The 25,134-nt window shown below is 52.2% G+C and carries 25 protein-coding genes; 4 read left to right on the top strand and 21 right to left on the bottom strand.

Annotation, left to right across the window (positions count from 1 at the left end; all coding sequences use genetic code 11):
• The 3 genes from QZQ29_RS03930 to QZQ29_RS03940 all read left to right on the top strand — a co-directional run.
• A partial coding sequence (locus QZQ29_RS03930) for a hypothetical protein (RefSeq protein ID WP_296959932.1) occupies positions 1-307 on the top strand: 307 nt, incomplete at its 5' end.
• Between the two features lie 144 nt (positions 308-451).
• Complete coding sequence (locus QZQ29_RS03935; RefSeq protein WP_296959935.1) at positions 452-1,441, top strand: sirohydrochlorin cobaltochelatase; 990 nt, start codon at positions 452-454, stop codon at positions 1,439-1,441.
• A gap of 107 nt (positions 1,442-1,548) precedes the next feature.
• Complete coding sequence (locus QZQ29_RS03940; RefSeq protein WP_296959937.1) at positions 1,549-2,475, top strand: ABC transporter substrate-binding protein; 927 nt, start codon at positions 1,549-1,551, stop codon at positions 2,473-2,475.
• 159 nt (positions 2,476-2,634) lie between these two features.
• Here the strand turns inward: QZQ29_RS03940 and QZQ29_RS03945 are convergent, their stop codons facing one another.
• The 11 genes from QZQ29_RS03945 to QZQ29_RS03995 all read right to left on the bottom strand — a co-directional run bounded on the left by QZQ29_RS03945 (position 2,635) and on the right by QZQ29_RS03995 (position 11,410).
• The gene (locus QZQ29_RS03945; protein ID WP_296959995.1) at positions 2,635-3,429 is read right to left on the bottom strand and encodes an ABC transporter ATP-binding protein; all 795 of its coding nucleotides are present in this window, start codon (positions 3,427-3,429) and stop codon (positions 2,635-2,637) included.
• Complete coding sequence (locus QZQ29_RS03950; RefSeq protein ID WP_296959939.1) at positions 3,429-4,433, bottom strand: iron ABC transporter permease; 1,005 nt, start codon at positions 4,431-4,433, stop codon at positions 3,429-3,431. Before QZQ29_RS03950 ends, QZQ29_RS03945 begins: the two co-directional genes overlap by 1 nt.
• A gap of 162 nt (positions 4,434-4,595) precedes the next feature.
• A complete protein-coding gene (locus QZQ29_RS03955; protein ID WP_296959941.1) occupies positions 4,596-5,255 on the bottom strand; it encodes a precorrin-8X methylmutase in 660 nt (219 codons plus the stop codon).
• On the bottom strand, positions 5,224-6,042 hold the full coding sequence (gene cobK, locus QZQ29_RS03960) for a precorrin-6A reductase (RefSeq protein ID WP_296959944.1): 819 nt from the start codon (positions 6,040-6,042) through the stop codon (positions 5,224-5,226). Before cobK ends, QZQ29_RS03955 begins: the two co-directional genes overlap by 32 nt.
• The gene (gene cobJ / locus QZQ29_RS03965; protein ID WP_296959946.1) at positions 6,039-6,728 is read right to left on the bottom strand and encodes a precorrin-3B C(17)-methyltransferase; all 690 of its coding nucleotides are present in this window, start codon (positions 6,726-6,728) and stop codon (positions 6,039-6,041) included. Before cobJ ends, cobK begins: the two co-directional genes overlap by 4 nt.
• Complete coding sequence (locus QZQ29_RS03970) at positions 6,725-7,819, bottom strand: cobalamin biosynthesis protein (RefSeq protein ID WP_296959948.1); 1,095 nt, start codon at positions 7,817-7,819, stop codon at positions 6,725-6,727. The genes cobJ and QZQ29_RS03970 overlap by 4 nt, the downstream gene beginning before the upstream one ends.
• Positions 7,816-8,592 carry a precorrin-4 C(11)-methyltransferase gene (gene cobM / locus QZQ29_RS03975; RefSeq protein WP_296959950.1) on the bottom strand — a complete coding sequence of 259 codons (777 nt, stop codon included), beginning with the start codon at positions 8,590-8,592 and terminating at the stop codon, positions 7,816-7,818. The genes QZQ29_RS03970 and cobM overlap by 4 nt, the downstream gene beginning before the upstream one ends.
• A gap of 10 nt (positions 8,593-8,602) precedes the next feature.
• On the bottom strand, positions 8,603-9,175 hold the full coding sequence (gene cbiT, locus QZQ29_RS03980) for a precorrin-6Y C5,15-methyltransferase (decarboxylating) subunit CbiT (protein WP_296959952.1): 573 nt from the start codon (positions 9,173-9,175) through the stop codon (positions 8,603-8,605).
• Position 9,176: 1 nt separating this feature from the next.
• Positions 9,177-9,803, bottom strand: coding sequence for a precorrin-6y C5,15-methyltransferase (decarboxylating) subunit CbiE (gene cbiE, locus QZQ29_RS03985; protein ID WP_296959955.1), 627 nt, complete (start codon positions 9,801-9,803; stop codon positions 9,177-9,179).
• Positions 9,788-10,903: a cobalt-precorrin-5B (C(1))-methyltransferase CbiD gene (cbiD, locus tag QZQ29_RS03990; protein ID WP_296959958.1), complete on the bottom strand. Its 1,116-nt coding sequence runs from the start codon at positions 10,901-10,903 to the stop codon at positions 9,788-9,790. Before cbiD ends, cbiE begins: the two co-directional genes overlap by 16 nt.
• Positions 10,904-10,918: 15 nt before the next feature.
• A complete protein-coding gene (locus QZQ29_RS03995; RefSeq protein WP_296959961.1) occupies positions 10,919-11,410 on the bottom strand; it encodes a YajQ family cyclic di-GMP-binding protein in 492 nt (163 codons plus the stop codon).
• A 704-nt stretch (positions 11,411-12,114) separates the two neighbouring features.
• Between QZQ29_RS03995 and fba the strand changes: the two genes are divergently transcribed.
• A complete protein-coding gene (gene fba / locus QZQ29_RS04000) occupies positions 12,115-13,047 on the top strand; it encodes a class II fructose-1,6-bisphosphate aldolase (protein ID WP_296959964.1) in 933 nt (310 codons plus the stop codon).
• Between the two features lie 867 nt (positions 13,048-13,914).
• Here fba and rplT read toward each other — a convergent pair.
• The 10 genes from rplT to QZQ29_RS04050 form a co-directional block, all read right to left on the bottom strand.
• Positions 13,915-14,265 (bottom strand): 50S ribosomal protein L20, encoded by a 351-nt coding sequence (gene rplT / locus QZQ29_RS04005; RefSeq protein ID WP_273186928.1) that lies wholly within the window; start codon positions 14,263-14,265, stop codon positions 13,915-13,917.
• Between the two features lie 17 nt (positions 14,266-14,282).
• Positions 14,283-14,480: a 50S ribosomal protein L35 gene (gene rpmI / locus QZQ29_RS04010; RefSeq protein ID WP_008858952.1), complete on the bottom strand. Its 198-nt coding sequence runs from the start codon at positions 14,478-14,480 to the stop codon at positions 14,283-14,285.
• Positions 14,481-14,495: 15 nt separating this feature from the next.
• Positions 14,496-15,032 carry a translation initiation factor IF-3 gene (gene infC, locus QZQ29_RS04015; RefSeq protein WP_296959972.1) on the bottom strand — a complete coding sequence of 179 codons (537 nt, stop codon included), beginning with the start codon at positions 15,030-15,032 and terminating at the stop codon, positions 14,496-14,498.
• 136 nt (positions 15,033-15,168) lie between these two features.
• The gene (locus tag QZQ29_RS04020) at positions 15,169-15,603 is read right to left on the bottom strand and encodes a HutP family protein (protein WP_296959975.1); all 435 of its coding nucleotides are present in this window, start codon (positions 15,601-15,603) and stop codon (positions 15,169-15,171) included.
• Between the two features lies 1 nt (position 15,604).
• The gene (thrS, locus tag QZQ29_RS04025) at positions 15,605-17,512 is read right to left on the bottom strand and encodes a threonine--tRNA ligase (RefSeq protein WP_296959977.1); all 1,908 of its coding nucleotides are present in this window, start codon (positions 17,510-17,512) and stop codon (positions 15,605-15,607) included.
• A 991-nt stretch (positions 17,513-18,503) separates the two neighbouring features.
• Positions 18,504-19,964 carry a glutamate--tRNA ligase gene (gene gltX, locus QZQ29_RS04030; RefSeq protein WP_296959979.1) on the bottom strand — a complete coding sequence of 487 codons (1,461 nt, stop codon included), beginning with the start codon at positions 19,962-19,964 and terminating at the stop codon, positions 18,504-18,506.
• 3 nt (positions 19,965-19,967) lie between these two features.
• Positions 19,968-21,131, bottom strand: coding sequence for a 2-C-methyl-D-erythritol 4-phosphate cytidylyltransferase (gene ispD / locus QZQ29_RS04035; protein WP_296959982.1), 1,164 nt, complete (start codon positions 21,129-21,131; stop codon positions 19,968-19,970).
• Complete coding sequence (locus tag QZQ29_RS04040; RefSeq protein ID WP_296959985.1) at positions 21,124-22,185, bottom strand: PIN domain-containing protein; 1,062 nt, start codon at positions 22,183-22,185, stop codon at positions 21,124-21,126. Before QZQ29_RS04040 ends, ispD begins: the two co-directional genes overlap by 8 nt.
• A 1,158-nt stretch (positions 22,186-23,343) precedes the next feature.
• Positions 23,344-24,540, bottom strand: coding sequence for a cation diffusion facilitator family transporter (locus QZQ29_RS04045; protein ID WP_296959988.1), 1,197 nt, complete (start codon positions 24,538-24,540; stop codon positions 23,344-23,346).
• A 157-nt stretch (positions 24,541-24,697) separates the two neighbouring features.
• Positions 24,698-24,931 carry a PC4/YdbC family ssDNA-binding protein gene (locus QZQ29_RS04050; protein ID WP_296959992.1) on the bottom strand — a complete coding sequence of 78 codons (234 nt, stop codon included), beginning with the start codon at positions 24,929-24,931 and terminating at the stop codon, positions 24,698-24,700.
• Between the last annotated feature and the right edge of the window lie 203 nt (positions 24,932-25,134).

The raw sequence follows: 25,134 nt of genomic DNA on the forward strand, positions 1-25,134 counted from the left end.
TCCCCCTCCGGGGGAGACGCCGCCGCAGGCGGCAGAAGGGGTGCATTTCCACGCCCGCAAGGGCGGTTGGCCTGTTTTCCATCGGGCGAAGCCCGGTTGTAAAGGTTTTATAGAAACTGGCGCCTTCAATGAGTTAAAAGCCGCCTCTCCCCCTCTGAACCTTCTTCACCTTTTGAACCCTCACGCCCAAAAAGGCGTATCCAAAGTGCCCCATTTCCTAACCTCCGATTCATCTCTTTTAAAAATCGTCCCTCACTATCTTAACGTTTCCCCTTTAAAAATTAGAAAATATCAAAAAACACATTGACTTTACAATAATGTTGTACTAAACTTAAGTCATGTAAAGTACAGACCCCGATGAATGTACGAGTACTTGGGAAACATCTTGTATGTTCGATCTGAGCTGTACAGAAACCTGGTATCTAGGAAATTTTCAAAGGAGTGATTTTTCATGAAAAAAAGTATCAAAAGTATTTTAACTGCATCTATGGCAGCTCTCTGCGTTATGGGAATGGGCATGTCCGTCAATGCCTATGAACTGAACCCGGAGGTTAAGGACGTAACCCCGGCTCTCCGCGAAGCTTCCACCGTAGGTGTATGGACCCATGAAAATCCGGCTATGAAAAATGCACCGAATAAAGATGCGATTCTGGTTATGACCTTCGGCACCACCTTTACTGATACCCGTCATAAGACCATTGATGCCGTAGAAAAAGCCATTCAGGAAGCAAACCCGAACGTACCGGTATATGAAGCATATACCTCCCACATCATCATCGACCGCGTAAAAGCTAAGGAAGGCATCACAAAGATGACCCCGGAAGAAGCTTTCGCTAAACTGAAAGCAGACGGCTACACCCGGGTAGCTGTAGTTTCCTTGGATGTAATTCCCGGCATGGAATACAGCTATGATTCCATCGTAACCAAGATGCAGGCTCCGAACTTCAAGAAGATTTCTCTGGCTACCCCACTCATGTACTTCCAGGGCACCGAAGGTGAACCGGACCAGGTTGTTGATTTCCTGAAAGCTCTCTCCTCCCAGTTCCCGAAGATGGGCGCTCATGATGCTACCCTCATCATGGCTCATGGCACTCCCCATCCCGGCAACGCTTACTACAGCGTCATCCAGGACAGACTCCATCAGCTGGGCATGAACAACGTATTCGTATACTCCGTTGAAGGCCGTCCGAACCTGGAAGACGTCATTCCGAAGCTGAAAGCAGGCGGCTACACCCATGTAACCCTTATGCCTATCATGATGGTTGCAGGCGACCATGCAAACAACGATATGGCCGGTTCTGATCCGGACTCCCACAAGAGCCAGCTGGAAGCTCAGGGCTTCAAAGTTTCCACCTACATCCATGGCCTTGGTGAAAACGCTAATGTCCGCAGCATTTACGTACAGCGCGCAGACGAAGCACTGGCAGCACTGCAGAAATAATTTGTGGTATGATATGTAAGAGATGATTTGTCTCTGCATGAAAAAAGACCCCTCCGTCATCTCGGCGAAGGGGTTTATTTCATCTTTATGAAATAAAGGAGAACCGAATGAAGAAATTTTTAGCAGCAGCAGCGGCTGCCGCCCTCTGCCTTGCCCTCACCGCCTGCGGAAGCACCAAGTCCGACGGCGGAAATGGAAATGTCACCTACACCTACAAGGACCAGACCATCACCATGAAGGCAGCGCCGAAGCGGGTGGTAGAACTCTCTGCCCCCCTCATCAACATGGCCTACGCCGTAGGCGGCACCTCCGTGGCAAGGCCGGAAACCTCAAGCCCCATTCCGGAAGAGGCCAAATCCCTCCCCACCCTGGGCCACGTACAGAACATTAACATGGAAACCCTGGTGGGCATGAAGCCGGACTTGGTGCTGGGAGAAAAGAACCAGAACTCCAAGCTGGAATCCCTCTTAAAGAGCAATAAAATCCCCTACCTCCTTATCCAATACGACGGCATCAACGATAATGTGCCCCTCCTGAAATTCATGGGCCAGATTTATGACCAGCAGGCTAAAGCGGATAATGTGGTCAAAACCTATGAAGAAGGTATAAAGGCAGTGGAAGATAAAGCCGCTGCTAAAACGCCGGCCAAAGTAGCAGTCCTACGCGCCACCGGCAAGGATGTAACCGCAGAAACGCCGAAATCCATCTGCGCCTCCATGGTGGAAATGCTGAAGATGGACAATGTCATCACCAGCCATAAGGACATCAAACTGGACAGCAAAACTGTCCCCTACTCCCTGGAACAGCTCTCTGCCGATGACCCCGACACCATCTTCATTGTCACCATGGGCAGGCAGGATGAAATCAACAAAAAGCTGGATGAATCCATGAGAAACAACCCCTCCTGGGCCCACCTGAAGGCAGTGCAGAACAAGCACGTCTACTTCCTGGAACCGGACCTCTTCCTCATGAACCCCGGCATTCGCACGCCGGAAGCCATGGAAAAACTCTATAAACTGGCTTATGGAGAATAAATAAAAAAAGATACCCCGCCAAAGGGTATCTTTTTTTAGTGGAAAAATTTTTTAGGAAAGGATTCAAGGCGTGCCTGAAAGTCCTGAAGTTTGACGGGCCTTTCGCCCCGAAGGTTCTGACCCCTCACGCCCGAAAGGGCGTGTCCCAGGCGTGTCCCTTTATTTATCCAGCAGACCGTTAATGCATATCATGGGTCTTCCTTTTCTCATTTCCACGTCCGCATCCACATCGAAAACTTCTGCGATGGCTTCGTGGGTCATGACTTCCATAGGCGGGCCGTGGCGCTCTATAACGCCATTTTCGAGAACCAGAAGATCCGTGGAGTAGCGGACGGCCTGGTTGATTTCATGGAGCACCATGACCACCGTAAGGTTTTCTTCCCTGTTCAGTTTAGACACCAGTTCCATCACTTCCAGCTGGTGGCAGATATCCAGATAGGTGGTAGGTTCGTCGAGAATCAGGATCTTCGGCTCCTGCGCCAGGGCCATGGCAATCCACACCCTCTGCCTTTCACCGCCGGACAGGCTGGCTGCGAGACGGTCCTTGAGATGGATGGTATTTGTTTTCTCCATCACCTCCGCCACCACTTCCCTGTCTTTAGTAGAAACGCCGCTCCACCAGTGCTGATAGGGATAGCGGCCGCAGGAAACCAGTTCTTCGGCGGTCATATCTTTGGGCACCTCGTGGAACTGGGGCAGGAAGGCCACCACCCGGGCCATTTCGTTGGTGCTGTAGGAAGAGAGCGGCCGCCCTGCGATTTCAATGGACCCTTTCTGGGGCTTCAGATTTCCAGTCACCGTTTTCAAAAGGGTGGATTTGCCGCAGCCGTTCCTTCCAAGGAAGGTAACAATGCTCCCTTTTTTAATGACGCCGCTGGCGCCGCGGAGAACGTGATGGTCTCCGAAGGAAACGTGAATGTCGGAAATTTTGATGGCAATATCGTTCGTATTCATCATGCGCTCCTCCTTAACAGATACAGGAAGAAGGGCGCGCCCAGGAAAGCCATAATAATCCCCGCAGGGATTTCAATAGGCGAAAAGAGCACCCGTCCCAGGGTGTCGCAGAACACAAGGACCCCGGCCCCCAGAATGGCGGAGCCCGGCACCACGTACTTGTAGTCCGTGCCGATGATGAGCCGTACAATGTGGGGCACCACCAGACCTACAAAGCCGATGAGCCCGGCTATGCTGACAGCACCGGCGGCAAGGAGAGCGGCCACGGCGGTCATGGAGAAGCGCACCTTTTCCACCGGCACCCCCAGGCCCCGGGCTGTTTCATCGCCAAGGCTCAGTATGGTCAACGCTTTGCAGCCTGCCAGAGCCAGTACCAGGCCGAGGACGGTGTAAGGAAAGAGAGCTTCCACCTGGGGCCAGCTTCTGGCGGAAAGTCCGCCCACCATCCACAGGAGGGCACCCTGCACTTTATCGGAGTAAAAAACGAGAAGTGCGGAAATACCGCTTCCCAGGAAAGCACTCACTGCCACGCCGGCCAGGATAATGCGGCTGGGACGAATGCCGTTCTTCCATGCCAGGGCATACACAGCGGCAGCCGACAGCATGGCTCCCACAAAGGCCACCGGTGTCAGAAGGAGAGATGCTTCAGGCATGAAAATCAGCATGATCACCCCTGCCAAGCCGGCGCCGCTGGAAACGCCCACGATTCCCGGGTCCGCCAGAGGATTCTTCATCACTGCCTGCAGAATGGCACCGGACACAGCCAGATTGGCTCCCACCAGGGCACCTACGATATTTCGAGGGAACCGGATATTCCAGATTACCATTTCATCGGTGGTTTCCACATTCCCCAAAAGGGTATGCATAATGGTGGAAAATGAAATATCCGCCGAACCGAATATGAGGCTTGCCACCATGGCAAATACAGTAAAGGCGGCAAAGATGAGGATAATAAAAATGCGAAGGCCCCTGCTCTTCCCTGTTTCGTTCCTTTTCCCTTCCATACACCCACTCCTTCATAAAAGAGAAAACATGAAAAAGGAAGCAGTGCTGATTCTTTGAACCGCTCACTGCTTCCTTAATGGAATAACATCAAAATATCAGTACTATTTAATTATATCATCTTCTGATATTAATACAAGAGTTTTGACCCCTTTGGGGGTGTCTCATTTCTTTCCCTGCACGTAAAGCATATTATCCCTTTTCACCAGGTTGTACATGAGTGCGTTTACGCAGGAGGCTACGATGGAGCTGCCGCCTTTTGTGCCTCTCACAGTGATGTAGGGGCAGGGAGCACGACGGACCAGCTGTTCCTTGGAATCGGCGGCACCTACGAAGCCTACAGGAATGCCGATGATGAGGGCCGGGCGGATGCCGTCTTCTTCTACCATGCGGATAGCTTCATACAAAGCGGTGGGCGCATTGCCTACGGCGATGATGGAGCCGTTCAGTTCGGTGCCGAAAGAGTTCATGGCTGCCATGGAGCGGGCAATGTTCTTTTCTTTGGCAATCCTGGCAATCTCCGGATCTGCCACGCGGCAGAACACTTCGCCGCCAAGGGCAGCCAGGGCTCTTTTATTGATGCCTGCCTTTACCATATTCACGTCGCAGTAGATGTTGCAGCCGCCGGCGAGGGCTTTGATGCCTGCTTCCACGGCACCTTCGCTGGTGCGGATGAGGTGGCCGTAGTCCACGTCGCCGGAGGCATGAATCATGCGAGAATACACTGTCACTTCTTCGGGAGTGAGGTCGATGTCGCTGATAAAGGGATCAATAAGATCCATGCTCTTTTCTTCAATGGCTCTCGGGTTTTTGATGAAATCCATAATGTTCCTCCATATATTTCAGGACGCCTGCGGTGGTATCAAAGACCGGGACGCCTTTCAAATCTGCTTTAGGTTTATCGATGACGATGACGGAAATACCGCTGTCCATGGCGGCCTTCAGCTTAGTGTCACTTCCGCCAATGAGGCCGCTGTTCTTGGTGACCATGACGTCGCAGTGGTAATCATGAATCATGGCCAGGTTCATTTCATAGGAAAAGGGTCCCTGAATGGCCAGGATGTTCTTGGCCCGCATGCCCAGATCTTCACACATTTTAATGACATTGGAAACGGGAAGTACCCTGGCCCAGATGGTCTTATCCTGAAGGGCCGGTTCATGGACGAATACGGGAAGGGTCTTGGAGCCGGTGGTGAGAAGAATGCTCTTTCCCAGGCTTCCTGCCAGTTTAGCCGCTTCGAATTCATCCTTTGCATGATAGAGCTTATCATAGTCGGGAAGCGGAATTTCCGCCCTTTCGTAGCGCACGTAGTGGATGCCCGTTTCTCTGCAGGCCGCCAGGGCAGTTTCGGAAACGATGGCGGCGTAGGGATGGCTGGCGTCAAGGATAAGGGTCACCCCTTTTTCCCGGATGACGCGAACCATGTCTTCTTTTTTGAAACGGCCCACTTCGATGTCCAGGCCCTCATGGGCGGCCAGCACCTTGCCGTACTGGCTCACCACGGTCATGAGGATTTCACGGCGGCTTTCAGCGGGCTTTGCCATTTCGCGATCCGCCAGTTCGGCGCCGATTTCCCTTCCATCCTGTGTGCCGGAAATAATCCAGATCAAACCTTGTACCCCCTTGGCGTAATCATGATGCCGTCAGCCACATAGGTGTTGCTGTTGCCGATGATGACGGTGGACTGCATGTCCACATCCGCCTCCGGCAGCTTTTCCAGAGTGGTCACGGTGGTGGTCATACCGGGACGACCGGCCTTTCTGACAATGCCCACCGGTGTTTCGGGCTTGCGGAACTCAAGCACAATGTCACGGATCTGGTCCAGATAGGTGGCACGGCCCCGGCTCTTGGGATTGTAAATGGCCATGACGAAATCCCCTTCTGCCGCCAGGCGGGCTCTCTTTTTAATGAGATCCCAGGGAGTCATGAGGTCGGAAAGGCTGATAACCGCATAGTCATGCATGAGAGGTGCTCCCAATGCAGCAGCGGCGGTGTTGGCAGCGGTGAGGCCCGGAATGATTTCACAGGCAGGGCGCTTGTCTTTCTCCACCTTCTGCACCAGTTCCAGCACCAGACCTGCCATGCCATAGACGCCGGGGTCGCCGGAGGAAATCACAGCCACCCTGTGGCCTTCTACAGCCAGGTCTACCGCCTTCTGGCAGCGGTCCACTTCCTGGCGCATACCGTTTCCTACCACTTCTTTATCACCGATGAGGTTTCTCACCAGGGCGATGTAGGTGTTGTAGCCTACAATAATATCTGAATCATTCAAAGCCTTCACGGCTTTGGGCGTCATTTCTTCTTCATGTCCCGGTCCAATGCCGATGACCCGGATAATCCCAGGGCAATGGCCACCGTGGCACTTGCAAACTTCGTTTTCGGCAGAAGCGTTTTTCCCTTCATTGATTCCATTAACGCTGCTGATTGACATACGTTCCCCACTCCTATCGTGTTTTCTACAAATTTTGAAATCGGTAAACCATACTCCTCCGCCACTTTCCTAAGTTCCTCTGCCTTATAGAAGTGGATAGGAAGATGATGGTGTAAAGCAAAGTCAAGAAGGCCCTTTTCGTCGGCCTTGGCATCTACACTGGCCAGGGATGCCACCTGGTATGGAAAGGCATGGGCCGCAAGAAGAGCCTTTTGGAAGGCATCTTCAATGAGCGCTTCCGGCGTCCCCCGTTTGCAGCCTATTCCGACGTACAGATTTTTTGGTATAAGTTTCACAAAAGGCTTATCCACATGCACTTTTTCGTTGGATATAATGACGCAGCCGTCAAACTCCTCCTTTGGAAGGTCTGACAGCGGCAGGAAGAAAATCCCTTTTTCAGAGAGGCGTTTTCCAATGGAGCCTGCCTCATCCGTTTCCATGTCAAGGAACCAGGACACCTTTTTCCCCTCTGCAATGAAGCTGTTCACCGGCTTTAATGCCCCCAAGGGCTCCACCCGCATCATGAGCTCCCTTGCCACATCGTCGGGCGCCCTTCTTTCATGGACGTCGGTGGCGGTGGTAATGACGGGGTCCGCCCCCACCGCAACTGCCACCTCCCGGGCCCAGGCATTAGCACCGCCCAGATGGCCGGAAAGGAGGGAAATACAGTGTTTGCCGCATTCATCCATCACCAGCACCGCCGGGTCCGAGGCCTTGCTCACCACATGGGGAGCCACCGCCCTTACCGCAATGCCGGAGGCCATAATAAAGAGGAGGCCTTCGTACTTTGTGAAAATATCCGACGTCAATGCCAGGGTGCGGTTGAAATATTCAGCCTTCTCCCCGCTTTCGGAGCCCTTTCTTTCATACAGCGTTCCCTCTCCGGAAATCCCTGCTTTTACGCGGGCGCCAAGCATGGCCCCTTCCCGGGAGACTGAAATCACTGCGTACTTCATTTTTCGTCGGTTCCTTTGCGGAACATGGTGGTAAATTTGCTGTCGTAAAGTTTGGACAGGTCATAGTCCGTATCCAGCACCCTGCCTACCACAATCATGGCCTGGCGCACCACGCCGGCCTTGTGCAGAATATCTGCAATGGTATCGATGGTGCCGCGGAAAATCCGCTGGTCCGGCCAGGTGGCCCTTGCCACGATAGCCACCGGTGTGTCTCCCGGATAGCCTCCTTCTTTCAGGGTTTCCATCACCTTTTCAATGGCATGGACGGAAAGGAAAATGCACATGGTGGCCTGGTGGGCTGCCAGAAGAGACAGCTTTTCCTTTGGCGGCACCGGAGTTCTTCCTTCCATGCGGGTAATGATGACGGTCTGGGAAATGCCGGGCAGTGTGTATTCCTGCTTCAGGGCAGCGGCGGTGGCCAGGAAGGAACTTACCCCCGGCACCACTTCGAAATCCTCATCCGGAATGCCTGCAGCCCGGAGTCCGTCCATCTGTTCCTGGATGGCGCCATAAATAGCGGGGTCCCCGGTATGTACACGGGCCACCATCTGGCCTGCCTTCAGTGCTTCAATTTCCACCTTCAGCACTTCGTCCAGGTTCATGGTGGCGCTGTTATAAATGGCGGCGCCTTCTTTGCCGAACTTCAGGATTTCCGGATTCACCAGGGAACCGGCATAAATGATGACATCCGCCTCGCTGATGAGACGCTTTCCCTTGAGGGTAATCAGTTCCGGATCTCCCGGGCCTGCACCGATGAAATATAATTTTGCCATAAAAACCTCCTCAAATTTTTTCTGCAGTAAATATGAATACAGGACTCAGGGGATCATAAAGATGATGCCTTCCCAATTTCCTGAGCCTGTTAATCTGCATCTGGAAACCTTCCAAAGTAAAGGGGCGGCCTTCAAATTCCCGCACCACTTCGCCCGTAGTTTCCGCAGTCACGGCGGTGAGCACCATGCGGCCCCCCTTTGGCAGAAGCTCCTCTGCCCTGTCAAGGATGGCGTGCATATTGCCGCTGGACCCGCCGATAATCACCACATCAAGAGGCGGAAGGCCGTCCATGGCCTCCGGCGCCGTTCCTTTGATGGTATGGATGTTCTTCAATCCGAATTTTTCGGCGTTTTCCTCAATCAGCCGAATGCCTTCCGGATTTCTTTCAATGGAATACACATCCCCCTTAGAAGCCGCCAGGGCCGCTTCGATGGAAATGGATCCCGTGCCTGCACCGATGTCCGCCACCTTATCCGTGGGACGGATACCCGCCTTCACCATAACCATGGCGCGGATTTCCGCCTTCGTCATCGGTACCTTTCCCCGAATGAACTCCTCATCACGTATACCAAATCTCTGCATCTTAGCCTATCACCACCATCACTGATTCACCAAAACCCTCGAGAGAAACCATACCTTCCAGAGTGGACTCTGAAATCTGCTGGTTCTCATAGGAAATATGCTCACAGGCAGCGGCCCTCGTTTCCTTCGGCCACCCCTGCTCTATAAGATAACCGGCAATGTAGGCGGGATTATGTTCCCCGTCCGTCAGAAATGCCAGCTTCCTACCCTTTTCATAGGCCGTATCCTTCGCTTCCGGCACCCTGCCGTGGAAGGAAAGCCATTTCGCTCCCTGCCAGGGTTCGGAAATCAGACAGAATGCGGCCTGCACGGAAGAAATACCGGGAATTACCTTCACCGGATTTCCGGGAAACCTTTTCTTCAGCCATGGAAGAAGGCTGTAGAAACCGGGGTCCCCGCTCACCATGACCACCACATCGCCAAGGGCAAGCTTTTCCGTAAGCCAGTCTGCAAGAAGGGAGAGCTTTCCTGTAATGGGATAGGTCTCCTGCCCCTCCTTCGCATAGTCATGAAGCGCCCTTCTCCCGCCGACAAGGTAACGGGCCTTTTCAATGGCATCAAGGGCTTTAGGAAGGATGTAGTCCCTTCCCCCCGGCCCGATGCCTGCTACGATTAATGTATGATCCATTTGTTTTCCTCTAGAATCTCCTTTGCATGACTGCTCATGGCCTGGACGGTGCCGTCCATAGCGGCAAAAATGACGCCCACCTTCGATTTCCCGAAAATGTAGCGCTCCGACCGCACCTGGGCCCTTTCCGCCATCTGGCCATACACCATGTCCAGATGCTCCCGATGGATGATGATGGCGGCACCGTCGGTGGTATTGCAGTCCATGATTTCCTTCACCACCGCCGGGGACGCACCGTTCATGGCGGCATAGGCTGCCATGGTTTCCATGCGGCCGTCGCTGTTCCTGTTATAGGTATGGAAACTGCCGGATGCCACCTTCACCAGCTTGCCCATGTGGCCGATAAGAAGCATCCTGTCAAAGCCCCGGGCAATGCACTGCTCCATCATGAAACCGATGAAATTGCTGGTCTCAATAATGGCTCCCTCCGGGATGCCCATGATTTTCGCCGCATTTTCACCGATCCGTCCAGGGCAGAGCACGGCGGTACGGAAGCCCGATGCCCAAACCACCGGCACCTGTGGCGCCAGGGAACGCTTGTAGGCATCCTCGCTCATGGGCTTCACAATGCCCGTGGTGCCAAGGACAGAAATCCCGCCCTTCACGCCGATGGATGGATTCAGCGTCTGCTTTGCCAGCTCCTCCCCCTTGGGGATGGATACGGTGACAATGATGCCGTCGTCCTTATTGAAAAACTCCTCATACACATACCGAAGCATAATCTGGGGCCCCGGATTGATGGCCGGCTTTCCCACCGCCACCTGAAGACCAGGGCGGGTGACAATGCCCACGCCCTTTCCGGCCCTAAGCTCCATGCCCGGTTCCTTCTTTAGTTCTACCGTCACCACAATGGGCGTACCATTGGTGCAGTCCAAATCATCCCCCGCATCCTTCAGGCAGGTGGCGCATCCCTTCTCCCTGCTGCCCTCCGCATGGTCCACAGGAATCACGATTTCCTGCCGCTGGGGCGAAAGGACTGTGACGGTCTTTGGAAATTCTCCTCTCATGGCAAGTACCGCCGCCTTCATGGCCCCTGCCGCCGTGGCACCGGTGGTATGGCCCTCGCGGAGCACCTTGCCAATCATTTCCTCTGGTTTCATAATCCCTTCATCTCTTTATCTGTAATTGACAAACTGTAAATCTGCAGGCAGGTCCTGCTGCTTCAGGAAAGCGATGCACTCCTGCAGCGCATCCTTATCCTTCCCGCTGACCCGCACTTCATCGCCGTTGATTTTAGCGGCCACCTTGATTTTTGAAGCCTTCACACGCTTCACAATATCCTTGGCCATGTCTGAAGAAATGCCGTTCTGCATCTCCAGCACCTGACGCACCGTACCGCCGGCAGCGGGCTCCTTCTTCCCTTCCTTAATATTCTTCAGGGAAATCCCCCGCTTCACCAGCTTCGTGTTCAGAATATCCCTCACCAGACGAAGCTTGAAATCGTCATCGCCGATGAGAGTAATATGTCCGTCCTCCAGGGTTACGGAACTTTTGCTTCCTTTGAAATCATACCGCGTCCCGATTTCCCGGGCCGCCTGGTTCACCGCATTCTGCGCCTCCTGCAGATCCGTACGGCACACCACATCGAAAGAATAATCCTTAGCCATCCTGTCCTCCTACTCCGGCAGGAATCCACAGCTGCCTGTGACTTTCCACTTCCTTTGAATGATATTGATTACACCATATCATTTTACCATATGCGGCGGGAAAAAAGAGGAACTTTTATAAAAAAATTAAAAGGAGCGCCGGGGAGCGCCGCTTCGCGGCGCAGGGTTCCAAAGGTTCAAAGGGTTCAGAGGGTTCAGAAGGACTTTTTCCGCCGCTATACAATGAGCAACTTAAGTTAGCACTAAAATAAGTGGAGAGCAGACTTCCCCCTCTGGGGTGCACAGCGAACACATTTTGAAGGAGCGCCAGCGACGCACAAAATGTAGTGAGTCGTTTCACCTTTAGGTGGAAGTACCGCCGTAGGCGGGGATAGGGGTGCATTTCCCTCGCCCGCAGGGCGGTTGTACGGTTTTCCTCTTTTCCCACGGGCAAAGCCCGGTTGTAAAGGTTTTATTTATACTGGCGGCGGAGCCGCCCACCTTCCCCTTTGAACCCTGTGAACCTTTTGAACCATCTGAACCCTCACGCCCAAAGGCCGTCCCCCCCTCTCGCATTCGGGAATAGAGCCTTTACCTCCAATGTCTCAAATTTTCCGGTGGAAATCCTTTCTCCCATTCAGTATAATGAAATCAGATACATGCATAATCGCATCAAATCCATGCATTAATTTCATATGAATCTGTTTGAAAGGAAGGTTATCGTTATGCCGCTTGTAGGAACTACAGAAATGTTTAAGAAAGCCTATGAAGGTCATTATGCCATCGGTGCTTTCAATGTGAACAATATGGAAATCATCCAGGGCATTATGGAAGCTGCGAAAGAAGAGGAATCTCCGGTGATTCTCCAGGCCTCCGAAGGCGCCCGCAACTATGCAGGCCAGGAATACATCGTGGGCCTTGTAAAGATTGCACTTCAGGATTATCCGGAAATCCCCACCGCCCTCCATCTGGACCACGGTTCTTCCTATGAAATCTGTAAAGCCTGCATTGACGGCGGTTTCTCCTCCGTCATGTACGATGGCTCCAAGCATCCCTTTGAAGAAAATGTGAAGGTGACTAAAGAGATTGTTGAATATGCCCATGATAAAGGCGTAGTTGTAGAAGCGGAACTGGGCCGTCTGGCAGGCGTGGAAGATATGGTAAGCGTTGACGCCAAGGACGCCATTTTCACAGACCCCGACCAGGCCGCTGAATTTGTTGAAAGAACCGGCTGCGATTCCCTGGCCATTGCCATCGGCACCAGCCACGGCGCCTACAAGTACAAAGGTGACCCCTACCTGGACTATGAACGTCTGGAAAAAGTGGGCAAGCTCCTTCCCGGCTACCCCATCGTCCTCCACGGCGCATCCACCGTTATCCCCGAATTCGTTGAAAAATGCAACCAGTACGGCGGAAAAGTCCTCGGCGCCAAGGGCGTACCGGAAGATATGCTGAGAAAAGCTGCCACCATGGCGGTCTGCAAGATTAACATCGACACCGACATCCGCCTGGCCATGACAAGCGCTATCAGGGAAGCCCTCTACAAGGATCCCTCCAACTTCGATCCCAGAAACTATTTGAAGCCCGCCAGAAATGCGGTAAAGGAAATGGTAAAGCACAAGATTGAAGCCGTCCTCGGTTCCGCCCATACCATTTAATCAGGTTTGACCACTTCATGTGAATAAAAACTCCCCTGCACCCATGGTGCGCAGGGGATTTTTTTATGGAAGCATTTGACCGGCCTTTGGCCGGCCTTTGGCCGGAAGGGGTTATTGTATCGCACATGAAGCTGCTCTGCGTCTTGGGTTCAGGTTCAAAAGGTTCAGAGGGTTCAGAGGGTTCAGAGGGTTCAGAGGGTGTGGTATCGCCGCCTTTGGCGGCGATGAGTTTTGTATGCCGCTCCGCTGCAGACGTTACGGGATTTCTTGCCCACCCCACGGGTCATTCTGAGCGCCAGCGAAGAATCTCGGTAAGAATCGTAAATGACAGAAATGTCGATAAATACCGGTCAGCGGGAAGGAGCCGCCTGCGGCGGCTACCCCCTATCCGTCTTCGCCGGACTTCCCCCTATTCAGGGGGCAGAATAAACCGCCGAGAAGCAATTATTTCATAAGTAGCTCAAAGCATAGACCGCTAGAATCTCCCCCTCCGGGGGAGACGCCGCCGCAGGCGGCAGAAGGGGTGCATTTTCTTCGCGCCGTAGGCGCGGTTGTTTGGTTTTCCCTCGCCCGTAAGGGCGGTTGTACGGTTTTACTAGTACGCCAACCCACTACACCGGTTTTATATAAATTGGCGGCGCAGCCGCCTACCACCCCCCTTTGAACCTTTTGAACCCTTTGCACCCTCTGAACCCTCACGCCAAAGGCGTGTCCCAAAAAGGCGCCACCACAACCCTCGGCCCTGCAGGGACCGTCAAACTTTAGCCCCTTGAGAACCTTCGGCCCGAAGGGCCGTCAACCCTCACGCCGAAGGCGTGCCCCCAATAAAAAAACACCGTCCCAAAGGAAAACGGTGTTTTCTTTCAATCAAGCGTTCTTTGCTGCTTCGCAGATCTTGGTGAAGCCTGCGGGATCGCTGATAGCCAGTTCGGACAGCATCTTGCGGTTTACTTCGATGCCTGCCTTGGAAAGGCCTGCGATGAGCTTGCTGTAGGTCAGGCCATTCTGACGGGCAGCTGCATTGATACGAACGATCCAGAGTTTACGGAATTCTCTCTTCTTGGATCTGCGGTCTCTTCTAGCATAGTAGAGAGCCTTCATGACCAGTTCGTTTGCTTTTCTGAACTGGGTATGACGGGCACCTCTGTAACCTTTAGCCAGTTTCAGAATCTTCTTATGTCTTGCATGGGCGGTTACGCCGCTTTTTACTCTTGCCATTCTCTAAATCCTCCTTATTAGCCGTTTGGAAGCAATCTTGCTACGCGTTTGTAATCAGACTTGGAAACCAGTGCTGCTTTCCTGAAGTTTCTCTTTCTCTTCGGGGATTTCTTTTCGAGAATGTGGCTCTTGAAGGCTTTATTTCTCTTGAACTGACCGGATCCTGTTTCGGTAAAACGTTTTGCCGCAGCGCGACGGGTTTTCATTTTCGGCATATCTGTCTCTCCTTTTTATGCTTTCGGGCCGATGACCATGGTCATGTTGCGCCCTTCTAATTTCGGTGGCTTTTCTCGAACAATGGAGTCACCGAGCTCTTTTGCAAAGCGATCGAGAACTTCCTGTCCCAATTCGGGATGGCTCATTTCTCTTCCGCGGAACATAATGGTCACTTTGACTTTGTTACCATCTCCGAGGAAACGCTGGGCATTCTTCAGCTTGACGAAGAAGTCATGGTCTTCGATGTTCGGACGAAGCTTGACTTCCTTAATCTGGAATACCTTCTGTTTCTTCTTTGCTTCCTTATCACGTTTCTGCTGCTCGTATCTGTATTTTCCATAATTCATGATACGGCATACCGGCGGACGGCCGTTAGGCGCCACCTCTACGAGATCAAGTCCCTTATCTTCCGCAATGCGGATTGCTTCATGGAGCGTCATGATCCCCAGCTGTTCGTTTGTATCGCTGACTACACGGACCTCTCTGGCCCGAATCTGTTCATTGATACTAAGTTCTTTACCTATTCTTTTCACCTCCGAAAAAGAAATCATTGCAAGTAAAAGGCGGACAGCATACGCGTCCGCCCCGAGTTCATACGTAAAACCTTAGTAGCCTGCGCCTTGTAAGGTGAGAAGCGGATGACTTCTGCTTGCAATTAATCACATGGTTAATAATACAACAGACATTTCAATCTGTCAAGTCATTTCTTAAAACCCGATGGGCCAGGCCAATGGTGACTTCATTGAAATGGAGCACCCCTACCCCTACGAACACAGCAACGCAGAGATGTTCCTTCCAGCGGGCGATACCGATTTTCCCGCCTACGTTCATGCCGATGGCCATGAGCTTCACCTGTTCGATAGCGGATTCCATGGCGCCTAGGACGGAGCCGTCGCCTACATGGGTATCAGAAATGACATGCTGCCTCTGGGCAGCCACAATGGCGGATTCAAAAATCTTGGGAAGGATGTCCGTGAATCTGCCGCCAAAATTAACAGCTACGGAACGGATGCCCTGAGCTGCCAGCTGTTCCTTCAGCTCGTTCTCATCCGCCCTCGTTTCCGACAAAGCCATGCGCAGGGCGGCCCTTGCCACATCGGCGCTCTGAAATTCTCTCTGCATATCAGTATTCCCTGCTCTTGATTTCCTGAATCAGATTGGCAATAAACATGGGAACCATCATGGAGCCCTTGTCTCCGTCCTTACGGCTTCTGATAGAAACGGTGTGAGACTTCACTTCCTTGTCCCCTACGATGAGCATGTAGGGAACCTTTTCCATCTGTGCCTTGCGGATCTTGTAGCCAAGGGTTTCATTGGCTTCTTCCACTTCTACGCGGATATTGGATTCAGAAAGGGTCCTTGCCACGGACTTTGCATATTCCAGATGATTTTCAGTAACCGGAATCACCTTCACCTGTACCGGAGCAATCCATGTGGGGAATGCGCCGGCGAAATGTTCGATGAGGATGCCGATGAAACGTTCCAGAGAGCCATAGCCTGCGCGGTGCAGCATGACAGCCCTGTGCTTTTCGCCATCTTCGCCTACATAGTTTACATCAAACCGTTCCGGCAGCTGCATATCCATCTGGATGGTACCGCACTGCCAGGTACGTCCCAGGGAGTCCTGTACATGGAAATCCAGCTTCGGGCCGTAGAAAGCGCCGTCCCCTTCGTTAATCTGGTAGGGAACACCGGTCTTTTCGATGGCTTCGCGGAGAGCGTTGGTGGAAATTTCCCACAGTTCATCACTGCCCATGGAATTTTCCGGACGGGTGGACAGTTCCACATGGTATTCCAGACCGAATACGCCGTACATCTTCTTGTACATGGCCATGCACTTGATGACTTCTTCCTTCATCTGGTCCTGGGTCATGAAAATGTGGGCATCGTCCTGGGTGAAGCAGCGTACCCGGAAGAGGCCATGGAGAGCGCCGCGCAGTTCATGACGATGAACCAGGCCGAATTCACCGACCCGCATGGGCAGATCCCTGTAGGAACGCTGCTGGGTCTTGAAATAAAGGATTCCGCCGGGGCAGTTCATCGGTTTAATTGCATAGTCTTCATCGTCGATCTTGGTGAAGTACATATTTTCCTTGTAATGATCCCAGTGGCCGGACTGAATCCAAAGCTGCTTGGAAAGGATGACCGGTGTCATGATTTCCACATAGCCGAATTCCTTGAACAGCTCTCTTTCATAATCCATGAGCATATTTCTAAGAGCCATGCCCTTTGGATGGAAGAACGGGAATCCCGGGCCTTCATCGTGGAAGGAGAAGAGGTCCAGCTGTTTGCCCAGCTTTCTGTGATCTCTCTTTTCTGCTTCAGCACGGACAAAGAGGAAATGGTCCAGGTCTTCCTTCTTGAAGAAAGCGGTAGCGTAGATACGCTGCAGCATCTTGTTCTTGGAATCACCGCGCCAGTAAGCGCCGGCTACGGTCATAATCTTGAATACCTTCACCTTGCCGGTGGAACGCATATGGGGGCCGGCGCAGAGGTCTGTGAAATCCCCCTGTTCGTAGAGGGAAATCTGTGCATCTTCCGGAAGATCATTGATAAGCATGACCTTGTAGTCCTGGCCCTTGTCCTGGAAGAACTTCAGTGCTTCAGCGCGGGAAACGACCTTCTTTACCAGCGGAATGTTTTCCTTGGCAATCTTGGCCATTTCCTTTTCAATGGCTGCGAAATCTTCCTGACTGAATACGTGCTCAGAATCCAGGTCATAGTAGAAACCGTCATCAATAGCCGGTCCGATGGCAAACTTGGTGCCCGGGAACAGATGCTGGATAGCCTGGGCCATCACATGGGAAGCAGTATGGCGCAGAGTAAAGAGGCCTTCCTTATCTTCCTTCGTGAAAAATTCAACTTCAGCGCCGTCCACAATGGGATCACGGAGATCCGTGAGCTCACCGTTCACCTTGGCCACAATGGCATCCCTGCCAAGGCTGTTGGAAATAGCCTTCGCTGCATCAGCAAGGGATACGGCAGATTCAAACTGCTTTTCCTTGCCGTCTTTCAGTTTAATCGTAATCATGCAAATCTTCCTTTCTCGTGGTTCCCGGGCCGCTGGGAACAGCCCATGGGAAACTAAGTAATAAAAAAAACTTCCGTCCCACAAGGGACGAAAGTTAACTTCCGCGGTTCCACCCAATTAAAGCATAACGCTTCACTCTGTGGCTCGTAACGGCAGCCGGCCGGAAGGACTTCAATCCTTCTGTTCAGGAGCGGTAACCCATCCGTCATCATATCTGCTCACACCGGCCGCAGACTCTCTGAAAAGACACTCGGATACATCATGTCTCCGTCATCACATGTATGTGTTTACTATAGTACGGTAAGCAGCGTTTGTCAAGGGTTCATAAAAAGATTCTTAAGTTTGACGGGGCCTTCGGCCCCGAGGGTGGTGGTGGCGGCCAGGGTCCGCAGTTTAGAAAAAGGGGTTCAGAGGGTGGTGGTATCGCCCTTTGGACACGCCTTTGGCGTGAGGGTTCTGAAGTTTGACCGGCCTTTGGCCGGAGGGTTCTTAAGTTTGACGGCGGCTTCACCGCCGATGATGGTGGTATCGCCCTAACGGGCGATGAGTATGAAGTCGGCGTTACGTACCTTGCCTCCCCCTGCTTGTCAGGGGGAGGGGGACCACGTCAGTGGTGGAGGGGGATGGCTGCAAAGCAGCCATATTCCCGCCTTATGCGTCATTCTGAACGAAGTGAAGAATCTTGGTAAGAATTGTAAGTGATAGAAGTATCAGTAAATACCGGTGGGCGGGAAGAACGTTGTAACAGGCCCCTGCACAGACCCCAATGGTCTCATTCACGAAGGGTACCAAGATTCTTCGCTGACGCTCAGAATGACTGGAGTCAAGGGCCTCCCCATGACCGGTGTTATCCCTATCCCCACTGTTATCTTCCTTCCCGCCTTCCTGACGTCTGATGGTCAAAAAGTCTGATGTCTATCATCTATCGTCTATCTTCTATCCCACTATCCAACGAAAAAAGCCCCGGAATTTCCGGAGCTTTTCTTATTTATCAGCAGTATTTGAGGCTGTCTCTCAGACGGGTTAATGTTTTTTCTCTGCCGAAGAGGGCAATCATGTCATAGAGGCCCGGTCCGTGGGTGACGCCGGTCAAAGCGATTCTGACGGGTTCGAAGGCTGCTTTGCCTTTGATGCCGGTTTCTTTCATGAGGGAGGAGAAGCATTTCTTAATGGATGCTTCGTCGAAGGTTTCCAGTTTTTCCAGGGCATCGGCGAAGGCGGTGATAATTTTTCCGCTGGTTTCCTGTTTCATGATGGAAAGGGTTTCTTCATCGGTCACTTCGGGGAGGTCTTCGAAGAAGAGTTTCACATTTTCCGGAGCCTGGGCGCCGTAGTAGAGGTGGTCACGGACGTACCATACCACTTTGGTGAGCCAGTCTTTCTGTTCATCGGACAGCGGTGTCTTCACGTAGCCTGCCTTTTCGATGAAGGGCAGTGTCACTTCCAGAAGCTGCTGTGGAGAGAGTTTCTTCATGTACTGGAAATTGATCCAGTTCAGTTTTTCAATATCGAATACGGCGTCGTTGGAGGAAACCCGTTTCATGGAGAACTGCTTAATCAGTTCTTCCCTGGTGAAGATTTCCTGTTCGCCCTTGGGAGCCCAGCCCAGGAGTGCCAGGTAGTTCACCATGGCATCGGGGAGGTAGCCCATGTTTCTGTATTCAGTGACAGAGGTAGCGCCGTGACGCTTGCTCATCTTCTTGTGGTCTGCGCCAAGGATGAGGGAAATATGGCCGAACCGGGGAATGGGATAGCCCAGGGCTTCATAAATGGCCAGCTGGCGGGGTGTATTGGACAGGTGTTCTTCGGCGCGAATAACGTCGGTGACGCCCATAAGGGAATCGTCGATAACTACGGCAAAGTTGTATACCGGAATACCGTCGGATTTCACAATAATGAAATCGCCTACGCCGGAGGCCTGGAATTCCACGTGGCCCCTTACCATATCGTCAAAGGCAAAGACTCCTTCTTTTCTGACTTTCAGGCGGATAACCGGCTTTCTGCCTTCCGCTTTGTACTGAGCAATCTGTTCTTCCGTGAGGTGGCGGCAGTGGTCGTCATACACCGGAGTCTGTCCGGCAGCCACCTGCTTTTTGCGGCTTTCTTCCAGTTCTTCTTCGCTGCAGTAGCAGTAGTAGGCCTTGCCTTCGTCCAGAAGGCGCTGTACTTCTTTCTTATAAATATCCAGGCGTTCAGTCTGGCGGTATGGGCCGTTTTCTCCGCCCACGTCAATGCCTTCGTCCCAGGTAAGGCCCAGCCATTTCAGGGAGTCCTTAATGTTTTCTTCCGATTCCCTGGAGGAACGTTTCAGGTCTGTATCTTCAATGCGGACCAGGAAGGTACCGCCTGCATGGCGGGCTACCAGCCAGTTGAACAAAGCGGAACGGGCACCGCCGATGTGGAACGGGCCTGTGGGGCTTGGAGCAAATCGAACTTTCAGTTTCTTTTCCATTACTTAACTCCTCCTGCATACGATGGATGATGCCATGGCAGCAATACCTTCCTGCCGGCCGATGGCTCCCATCTTTTCATTGGTTGTTGCTTTTATGCCTACATCACCAGGCAATATATCCAAAATACCGGCAATTTTTTTCTTCATGGCCGGTATGTATTTGGCCAGTTTTGGCTTTTCTGCGATGACGGTACTGTCGATATTTCCTACCATGTACCCTTCATCTTCAATAATCTTCTTTACTTCCAGAAGAAGGCGGCTGCTGTCGGCGCCTTCAAATCTTTCGTCGGTGTCAGGGAAATAGTGGCCGATATCCGGAAGGCCGCAGGCACCGAGGAGAGAATCCATAATGGCGTGAAGCAGCACGTCGGCGTCGGAGTGCCCAAGGAGGCCTCCCTTTTCGGAAATATAGACGCCCCCCAGGATGAGGGGCCTGTCATCATCGAAACGGTGTACATCGTAGCCCTGTCCGATGCGGAAGGGGCAGCGGTCTTTTCGGAGAGCCTGTTCCAGACGGTCCATATCGTCGGGGGTGGTTACCTTGAAGAAACGCTCCTTCCCGGGAATGAGCCTCACCGGTACGCCCAGCTGTTCCAGCACCGATGCATCATCGGTGAAGGTTCCGCCACGGGAAAGAAATTCCACCGCCCGATGGAAAAGGCCTGTTAAGGCGCCCTGGGGGGTCTGGGCACGGAAAAGACTGCTCCGTTCCGGCGTTCCCACGATTCGGTCGCCATCCACCTTTTTGATGGTGTCAATGCAGGGCACCCCCACCGCCACCGCAGGATTTTCCCTGCTGATGGCTTCAAAGGCCCTGTCAATGGTCTTCCCGTCCACCAGAGGGCGGGCGCCGTCATGGACAAGGACCTTGTCCGAAGCCTCGGAAACCATGTCAAATCCATTCCTCACGGACCCGGCCCTGTCGTTTCCACCGGGGGCGAAAATGACGCGGATGGAATGAGGAATGGAATTGACGATGGATTCAAAAACCGGCTTTTCCTCCGGCTTGGTGACTATCACAAGCTCGGAAAGAAGACGGCTCTGGAATACATTTCTTAAAGTGTAATAAATAAGGGGATGGCCCTCACAGGACAGGAGCAGTTTGTTCAGCGATGCCTGCATTCGGCTCCCGTTTCCTGCAGCCACCAGTATGAGCGAATTAATCATTAGAGTCCAGCTTTGCAAAAATCATTTTGCCTGCAGAGGTCTGCAGGACGGATGTAATAATGACGGGCACTTCCCTGCCGATGCACTGACTGCCGTTTTCCACCACAATCATGGTGCCGTCTTCCAGGTAAGCCACTCCCTGGCCCTCTTCCTTCCCCTGCTTCACCAGCTGTACGAAGAGCTGTTCGCCAGGAATGACGGCCGGCTTTACCGCAATGGCCAGGTCGTTGATATTGAGCACACTGACCCCCTGCAGCTCCGCCACCTTGTTCAGATTGTAATCGTTGGTAACGATTTTATAGCCCTTGGCCCGGGCCAGCTTTACCAGCTTGGAATCCACCTCGTTCAATTCCTCAAAATCATCGGTAATGATGTGGAAATCTCTGCTGTTCTTCTTCATATGGTTCAGGATATCAAGGCCACGGCGGCCGCGGTTTCTTTTCAGCACATCCGAAGAATCCGCAATCTTCTGCAGCTCCTCCAGTACGAAAACCGGCACGTAAATAGGACCTTCCAAAAAGCCGGTGCGGTAAATATCCGCCACCCTGCCGTCGATAATGATATTCGTGTCCAGCAGCTTGCCTTCTTTTTTATCCTTATTTTTTTTCTTTTCCGGCTCCGAATGGAAATGAAACCAGGAAGCCATTTCCGACTTCTTGCTCACCGCCAGATGCATGCCCAGGTAGCCCAGAATGATACTGAGCGCCACAGATACGTAGGGCCCGATATAGGGCACGCTGATAAAGGCAAGACCCACCAGGTTGGCAATAATGAGACCAAGGAAAAGCCCCAGCGTACCGGCCACCAGATCCTGCACGGACATGGAGGACAGTGACTTCTCCACCCTGGAGGTAAAAGTGAAAAGGCATCTGTTCAGGTAAGGAGAAATGAAACAGCCCACAATGGCTCCCAGTATCCCCCCTACCAGCATCGCTCCCAGGGACATGAACGTCACACCCAGAATGGTTTCCGTCAATATCGAATTAGGAAGAAGTGCCGCCAGCACTGTTTCTCCCTGTCTGGAAAGAACGATACCAAGAACGGTAAAGAGCAATATGAATATTCCTCTTAAAATTTTTTCCGGCATCTTATATTCCCTCTTATACTCACTCATCGAATTCCCATTTTCATCCGGGATTCTCCCGGTTTATGGCTTCCAGCCACGGCAGGGGCTGGTAAAAATCTTTTCCGTAACAATTATTATACCAAATTGTCTACATAATTAATACAGAAATGATGAAAATTTTCTAAAGGAAATAGGACGTGGAAAGGGTTCTGAAGTTTGACGGGGCTTATGCCCCGAAGGTTCTGAAGTTTGACAGACGCTTCGCGTCTGAGGGTTGTGGTATCGCCCAAGGGCCGCGAAGCGGCCCAGGTTCAGAAGTTTCAAAAGGTTCAGAGGGTTCAGAGGGGGAGGTATCGCCTTCGGCGATGAGTATGAAGTCAGCGTTACGGTATTTCCTCTTGTGTCACCAGTGCTGCATGATGAAGAGCCATAGCCCCCTTCCTGAAGAAGGGGGCGTCGTTAGGCGACGGAGGATAGGGGCGTGGATTAGACGATAGACGACAGACGATAGATGTCAGACTGCGTTTCGTGCTAACCTTCCCGCCGGACACCGTCATTCTGAGCGTCAGCGAAGAATCTCAGTAAGAATCGCAAATGGCAGAAATGTCGTTAAATACAAGTCGGCGGGAAGGCTGCCGATTGGCAGTCAGGGCAGCAGAGAGTGTCAATCCGACTTGCAGCGTCGTACACCCCTGCGCCACTACGTGGCCCTCTTCGCCCCGCTGGGAAGCATGTCACTGGATTTTCAGGTCGCTTCGCTCCCCTACAAATCCAGTTCCTTTGCCACCTAAAGGGGACGCAAGACGTTACGTTTTTACCTTTTTTGTCACCAGTGCTGCATGACGGAGAGCCATAGCCCCCTTCCTGAGGAAGGGAGGGGGCGCCGTCAGGCGACGGAGGATAGGGGCGTCAGTTCTTGAGAAAAAAATTCGGACCTATCCTCAGGGCTCCGCCCAGCTCCATTCCGGTCGGGCGACAAAAGGAAAGCGCCCTTATGGGCAGGCTAGGCGCCTTACTTCGCCCGACTTGGCAATCCTATGCAGGATTGCCACCTGAGAAAGGAGCCTGCGTTACGTTTTTATCTTTTGTGTCTCCAGTGCTGCATGGCGGGAAACTATAGTCCCTGCCTGCTGAAAAGAGAATTATCTATTTCCTTTTATTTGCGATTTCTTTGACTTCCTTTTCGTCGGAGCCATAGACTTTCCCGCTGATGAAGTTGCGGTCCACCATGGTTTCTACGGTATATTCCGGATTGATGGCTTTCAGGTGGCTGCAGATTTCATTATAGATTTCCTCGTCCTTTAATTTGCAGGGGCCCGTTAATGCCAGTTCGAAGGAAAGGTGGATTTCTCCTTTCTTTTCTTCCACGAAGAAATCGTGATAGGAAAGGGGCAGCTTTGTTCTGTAAATGGCAGCCTCCAGGTCCCTCCGATATTCCGCTTCCCTTGGATTGGAAACGGCCTTGGGGTCAGCGTGGATGGTGGCCTGCACATTCAGCTTTTCCCGGAGTGTGGTCATCACGTTTTCCGCCAGTTCGTGGCTTTCCACCAGGTTCAGGCTGCTGTCAAGTTCCACATGGGCGGTGGCGAAATGGTTTTCCGGGCCGTAGTCGTGGACGATGAGATCATGAACGCCGTACACACCGGGGCAGGAAAGGATGCAGTCCTGGATTTCTTTGTAAACCTCCGCATCCGGCGTAGCTCCCAGGATGGAGTTCACCGCATTTTTCATGATGCTGTAACCTGTCCAGAGGATGAAAAAGGACATGAGAGTGCCCATGATACCATCGATATGGAGGCCGAAGAAATATTCCACCAGGGTAGCCACCAGGACACCGGTGGTGGAGAGCATGTCGGACAGGGAATCGGCACTGTAGGCTTCGAAGGCCTTGGAACCTATCCTCTGCCCTGCCTTCCTGTACCACCAGGCCAAAAACAGCTTGGCCAGAAGGCCGATGACCAGGATAATAGCTACAAAGACGGTGAATTCCGTATCCCTGGGATGGATGATTTTCTGCACCGATTCCACCAGAAGGGTAATGCCCACATAAAGAATCACCGCCGCCATGACGGTGGAATTGATGTATTCCAGCCTGCCGTGGCCAAAGGGATGTTCCTTGTCCGAGGGCTTGGCGGAATAATAGAAGGTCATCATCAGAAGGATGACAGAACCCATGTCGGTGATGTTATTAAACCCATCGCCCATGACGGAAAGGAAACCACTCTGCCAGCCGGCCAGTATTTTGAAGGAACCAAGCATCAGGTTCACCAGAAGGCCCACCAGCCCGGCGATAAAGGCCTTCTTCGTTCTGTCCCCGTGGGGACCGGAAAATAAAAATGTCATATAAGATTCTCCTTTGGAAATTCAGGAAATCCATTTCCTGCGATTTAGATACCTTCTAAATCTTAAAAAGGACAGCCTAAAATCTTCCATATATACCAAAAGACTCCCCTTCCGGAGAGCCTTTCTTCTGCCAACTGCAGTTTTCTTTAATGCTTTCTTAATACTTATCGAAATCGATTTCATTCAGGATATCCTTGAGCTTCAGGATTTCCTCTTTGGTCAGGGTAATACCCTTAGTCATTGCCGAATGATCCGGATTCCAGGAACGAAGGTCAAATTTCTCATCCCGGTTGTTCCAGCTCGTGTAGGTCAGCTGTTTCTTCCAGCCATTGGCAGCCACAGACAGATCTCCCAACTCTTCCTGAATGGTATACGTAATCTTTGCAGCCATTGCATTCACCTCATCAATTCAAACTAGGACTATCCTATCATATGGAGAACAGATTGTAAAGGTTCAGGAAGGACGCTTCGCGGAGGTCTTCCGTTTAATGGTCTTCCAGGACAAGGGAAGATATGGACTAGGGAAGCGCTGATTAAATCATTGTTTGCTTTTATTCTTGAATTTTTATGCAATGCGAGGAATGGGCTGACGCG

The organism is uncultured Dialister sp. (genome assembly GCF_900538805.1).
Classification (GTDB): Bacteria; Bacillota; Negativicutes; order Veillonellales; family Dialisteraceae; genus Dialister.

Bases quoted from the DNA above. Each gene is read 5' to 3' on its own strand.
- QZQ29_RS03935 (WP_296959935.1), top strand. From the start codon at position 452: ATGAAAAAAAGTATCAAAAGTATTTTAACTGCATCTATGGCAGCTCTC.
- QZQ29_RS03940 (WP_296959937.1), top strand. From the start codon at position 1,549: ATGAAGAAATTTTTAGCAGCAGCAGCGGCTGCCGCCCTCTGCCTTGCC.
- QZQ29_RS03945 (WP_296959995.1), bottom strand. From the start codon at position 3,429: ATGAATACGAACGATATTGCCATCAAAATTTCCGACATTCACGTTTCC.
- QZQ29_RS03950 (WP_296959939.1), bottom strand. From the start codon at position 4,433: ATGGAAGGGAAAAGGAACGAAACAGGGAAGAGCAGGGGCCTTCGCATT.
- QZQ29_RS03955 (WP_296959941.1), bottom strand. From the start codon at position 5,255: ATGGATTTCATCAAAAACCCGAGAGCCATTGAAGAAAAGAGCATGGAT.
- cobJ (WP_296959946.1), bottom strand. From the start codon at position 6,728: ATGACGCCCAAAGCCGTGAAGGCTTTGAATGATTCAGATATTATTGTA.
- QZQ29_RS03970 (WP_296959948.1), bottom strand. From the start codon at position 7,819: ATGAAGTACGCAGTGATTTCAGTCTCCCGGGAAGGGGCCATGCTTGGC.
- cobM (WP_296959950.1), bottom strand. From the start codon at position 8,592: ATGGCAAAATTATATTTCATCGGTGCAGGCCCGGGAGATCCGGAACTG.
- cbiT (WP_296959952.1), bottom strand. From the start codon at position 9,175: ATGCAGAGATTTGGTATACGTGATGAGGAGTTCATTCGGGGAAAGGTA.
- cbiE (WP_296959955.1), bottom strand. From the start codon at position 9,803: ATGGATCATACATTAATCGTAGCAGGCATCGGGCCGGGGGGAAGGGAC.
- cbiD (WP_296959958.1), bottom strand. From the start codon at position 10,903: ATGAAACCAGAGGAAATGATTGGCAAGGTGCTCCGCGAGGGCCATACC.
- QZQ29_RS03995 (WP_296959961.1), bottom strand. From the start codon at position 11,410: ATGGCTAAGGATTATTCTTTCGATGTGGTGTGCCGTACGGATCTGCAG.
- fba (WP_296959964.1), top strand. From the start codon at position 12,115: ATGCCGCTTGTAGGAACTACAGAAATGTTTAAGAAAGCCTATGAAGGT.
- rplT (WP_273186928.1), bottom strand. From the start codon at position 14,265: ATGGCAAGAGTAAAAAGCGGCGTAACCGCCCATGCAAGACATAAGAAG.
- rpmI (WP_008858952.1), bottom strand. From the start codon at position 14,480: ATGCCGAAAATGAAAACCCGTCGCGCTGCGGCAAAACGTTTTACCGAA.
- infC (WP_296959972.1), bottom strand. From the start codon at position 15,032: ATGATTTCTTTTTCGGAGGTGAAAAGAATAGGTAAAGAACTTAGTATC.
- QZQ29_RS04020 (WP_296959975.1), bottom strand. From the start codon at position 15,603: ATGCAGAGAGAATTTCAGAGCGCCGATGTGGCAAGGGCCGCCCTGCGC.
- thrS (WP_296959977.1), bottom strand. From the start codon at position 17,512: ATGATTACGATTAAACTGAAAGACGGCAAGGAAAAGCAGTTTGAATCT.
- gltX (WP_296959979.1), bottom strand. From the start codon at position 19,964: ATGGAAAAGAAACTGAAAGTTCGATTTGCTCCAAGCCCCACAGGCCCG.
- ispD (WP_296959982.1), bottom strand. From the start codon at position 21,131: ATGATTAATTCGCTCATACTGGTGGCTGCAGGAAACGGGAGCCGAATG.
- QZQ29_RS04045 (WP_296959988.1), bottom strand. From the start codon at position 24,540: ATGACATTTTTATTTTCCGGTCCCCACGGGGACAGAACGAAGAAGGCC.
- QZQ29_RS04050 (WP_296959992.1), bottom strand. From the start codon at position 24,931: ATGGCTGCAAAGATTACGTATACCATTCAGGAAGAGTTGGGAGATCTG.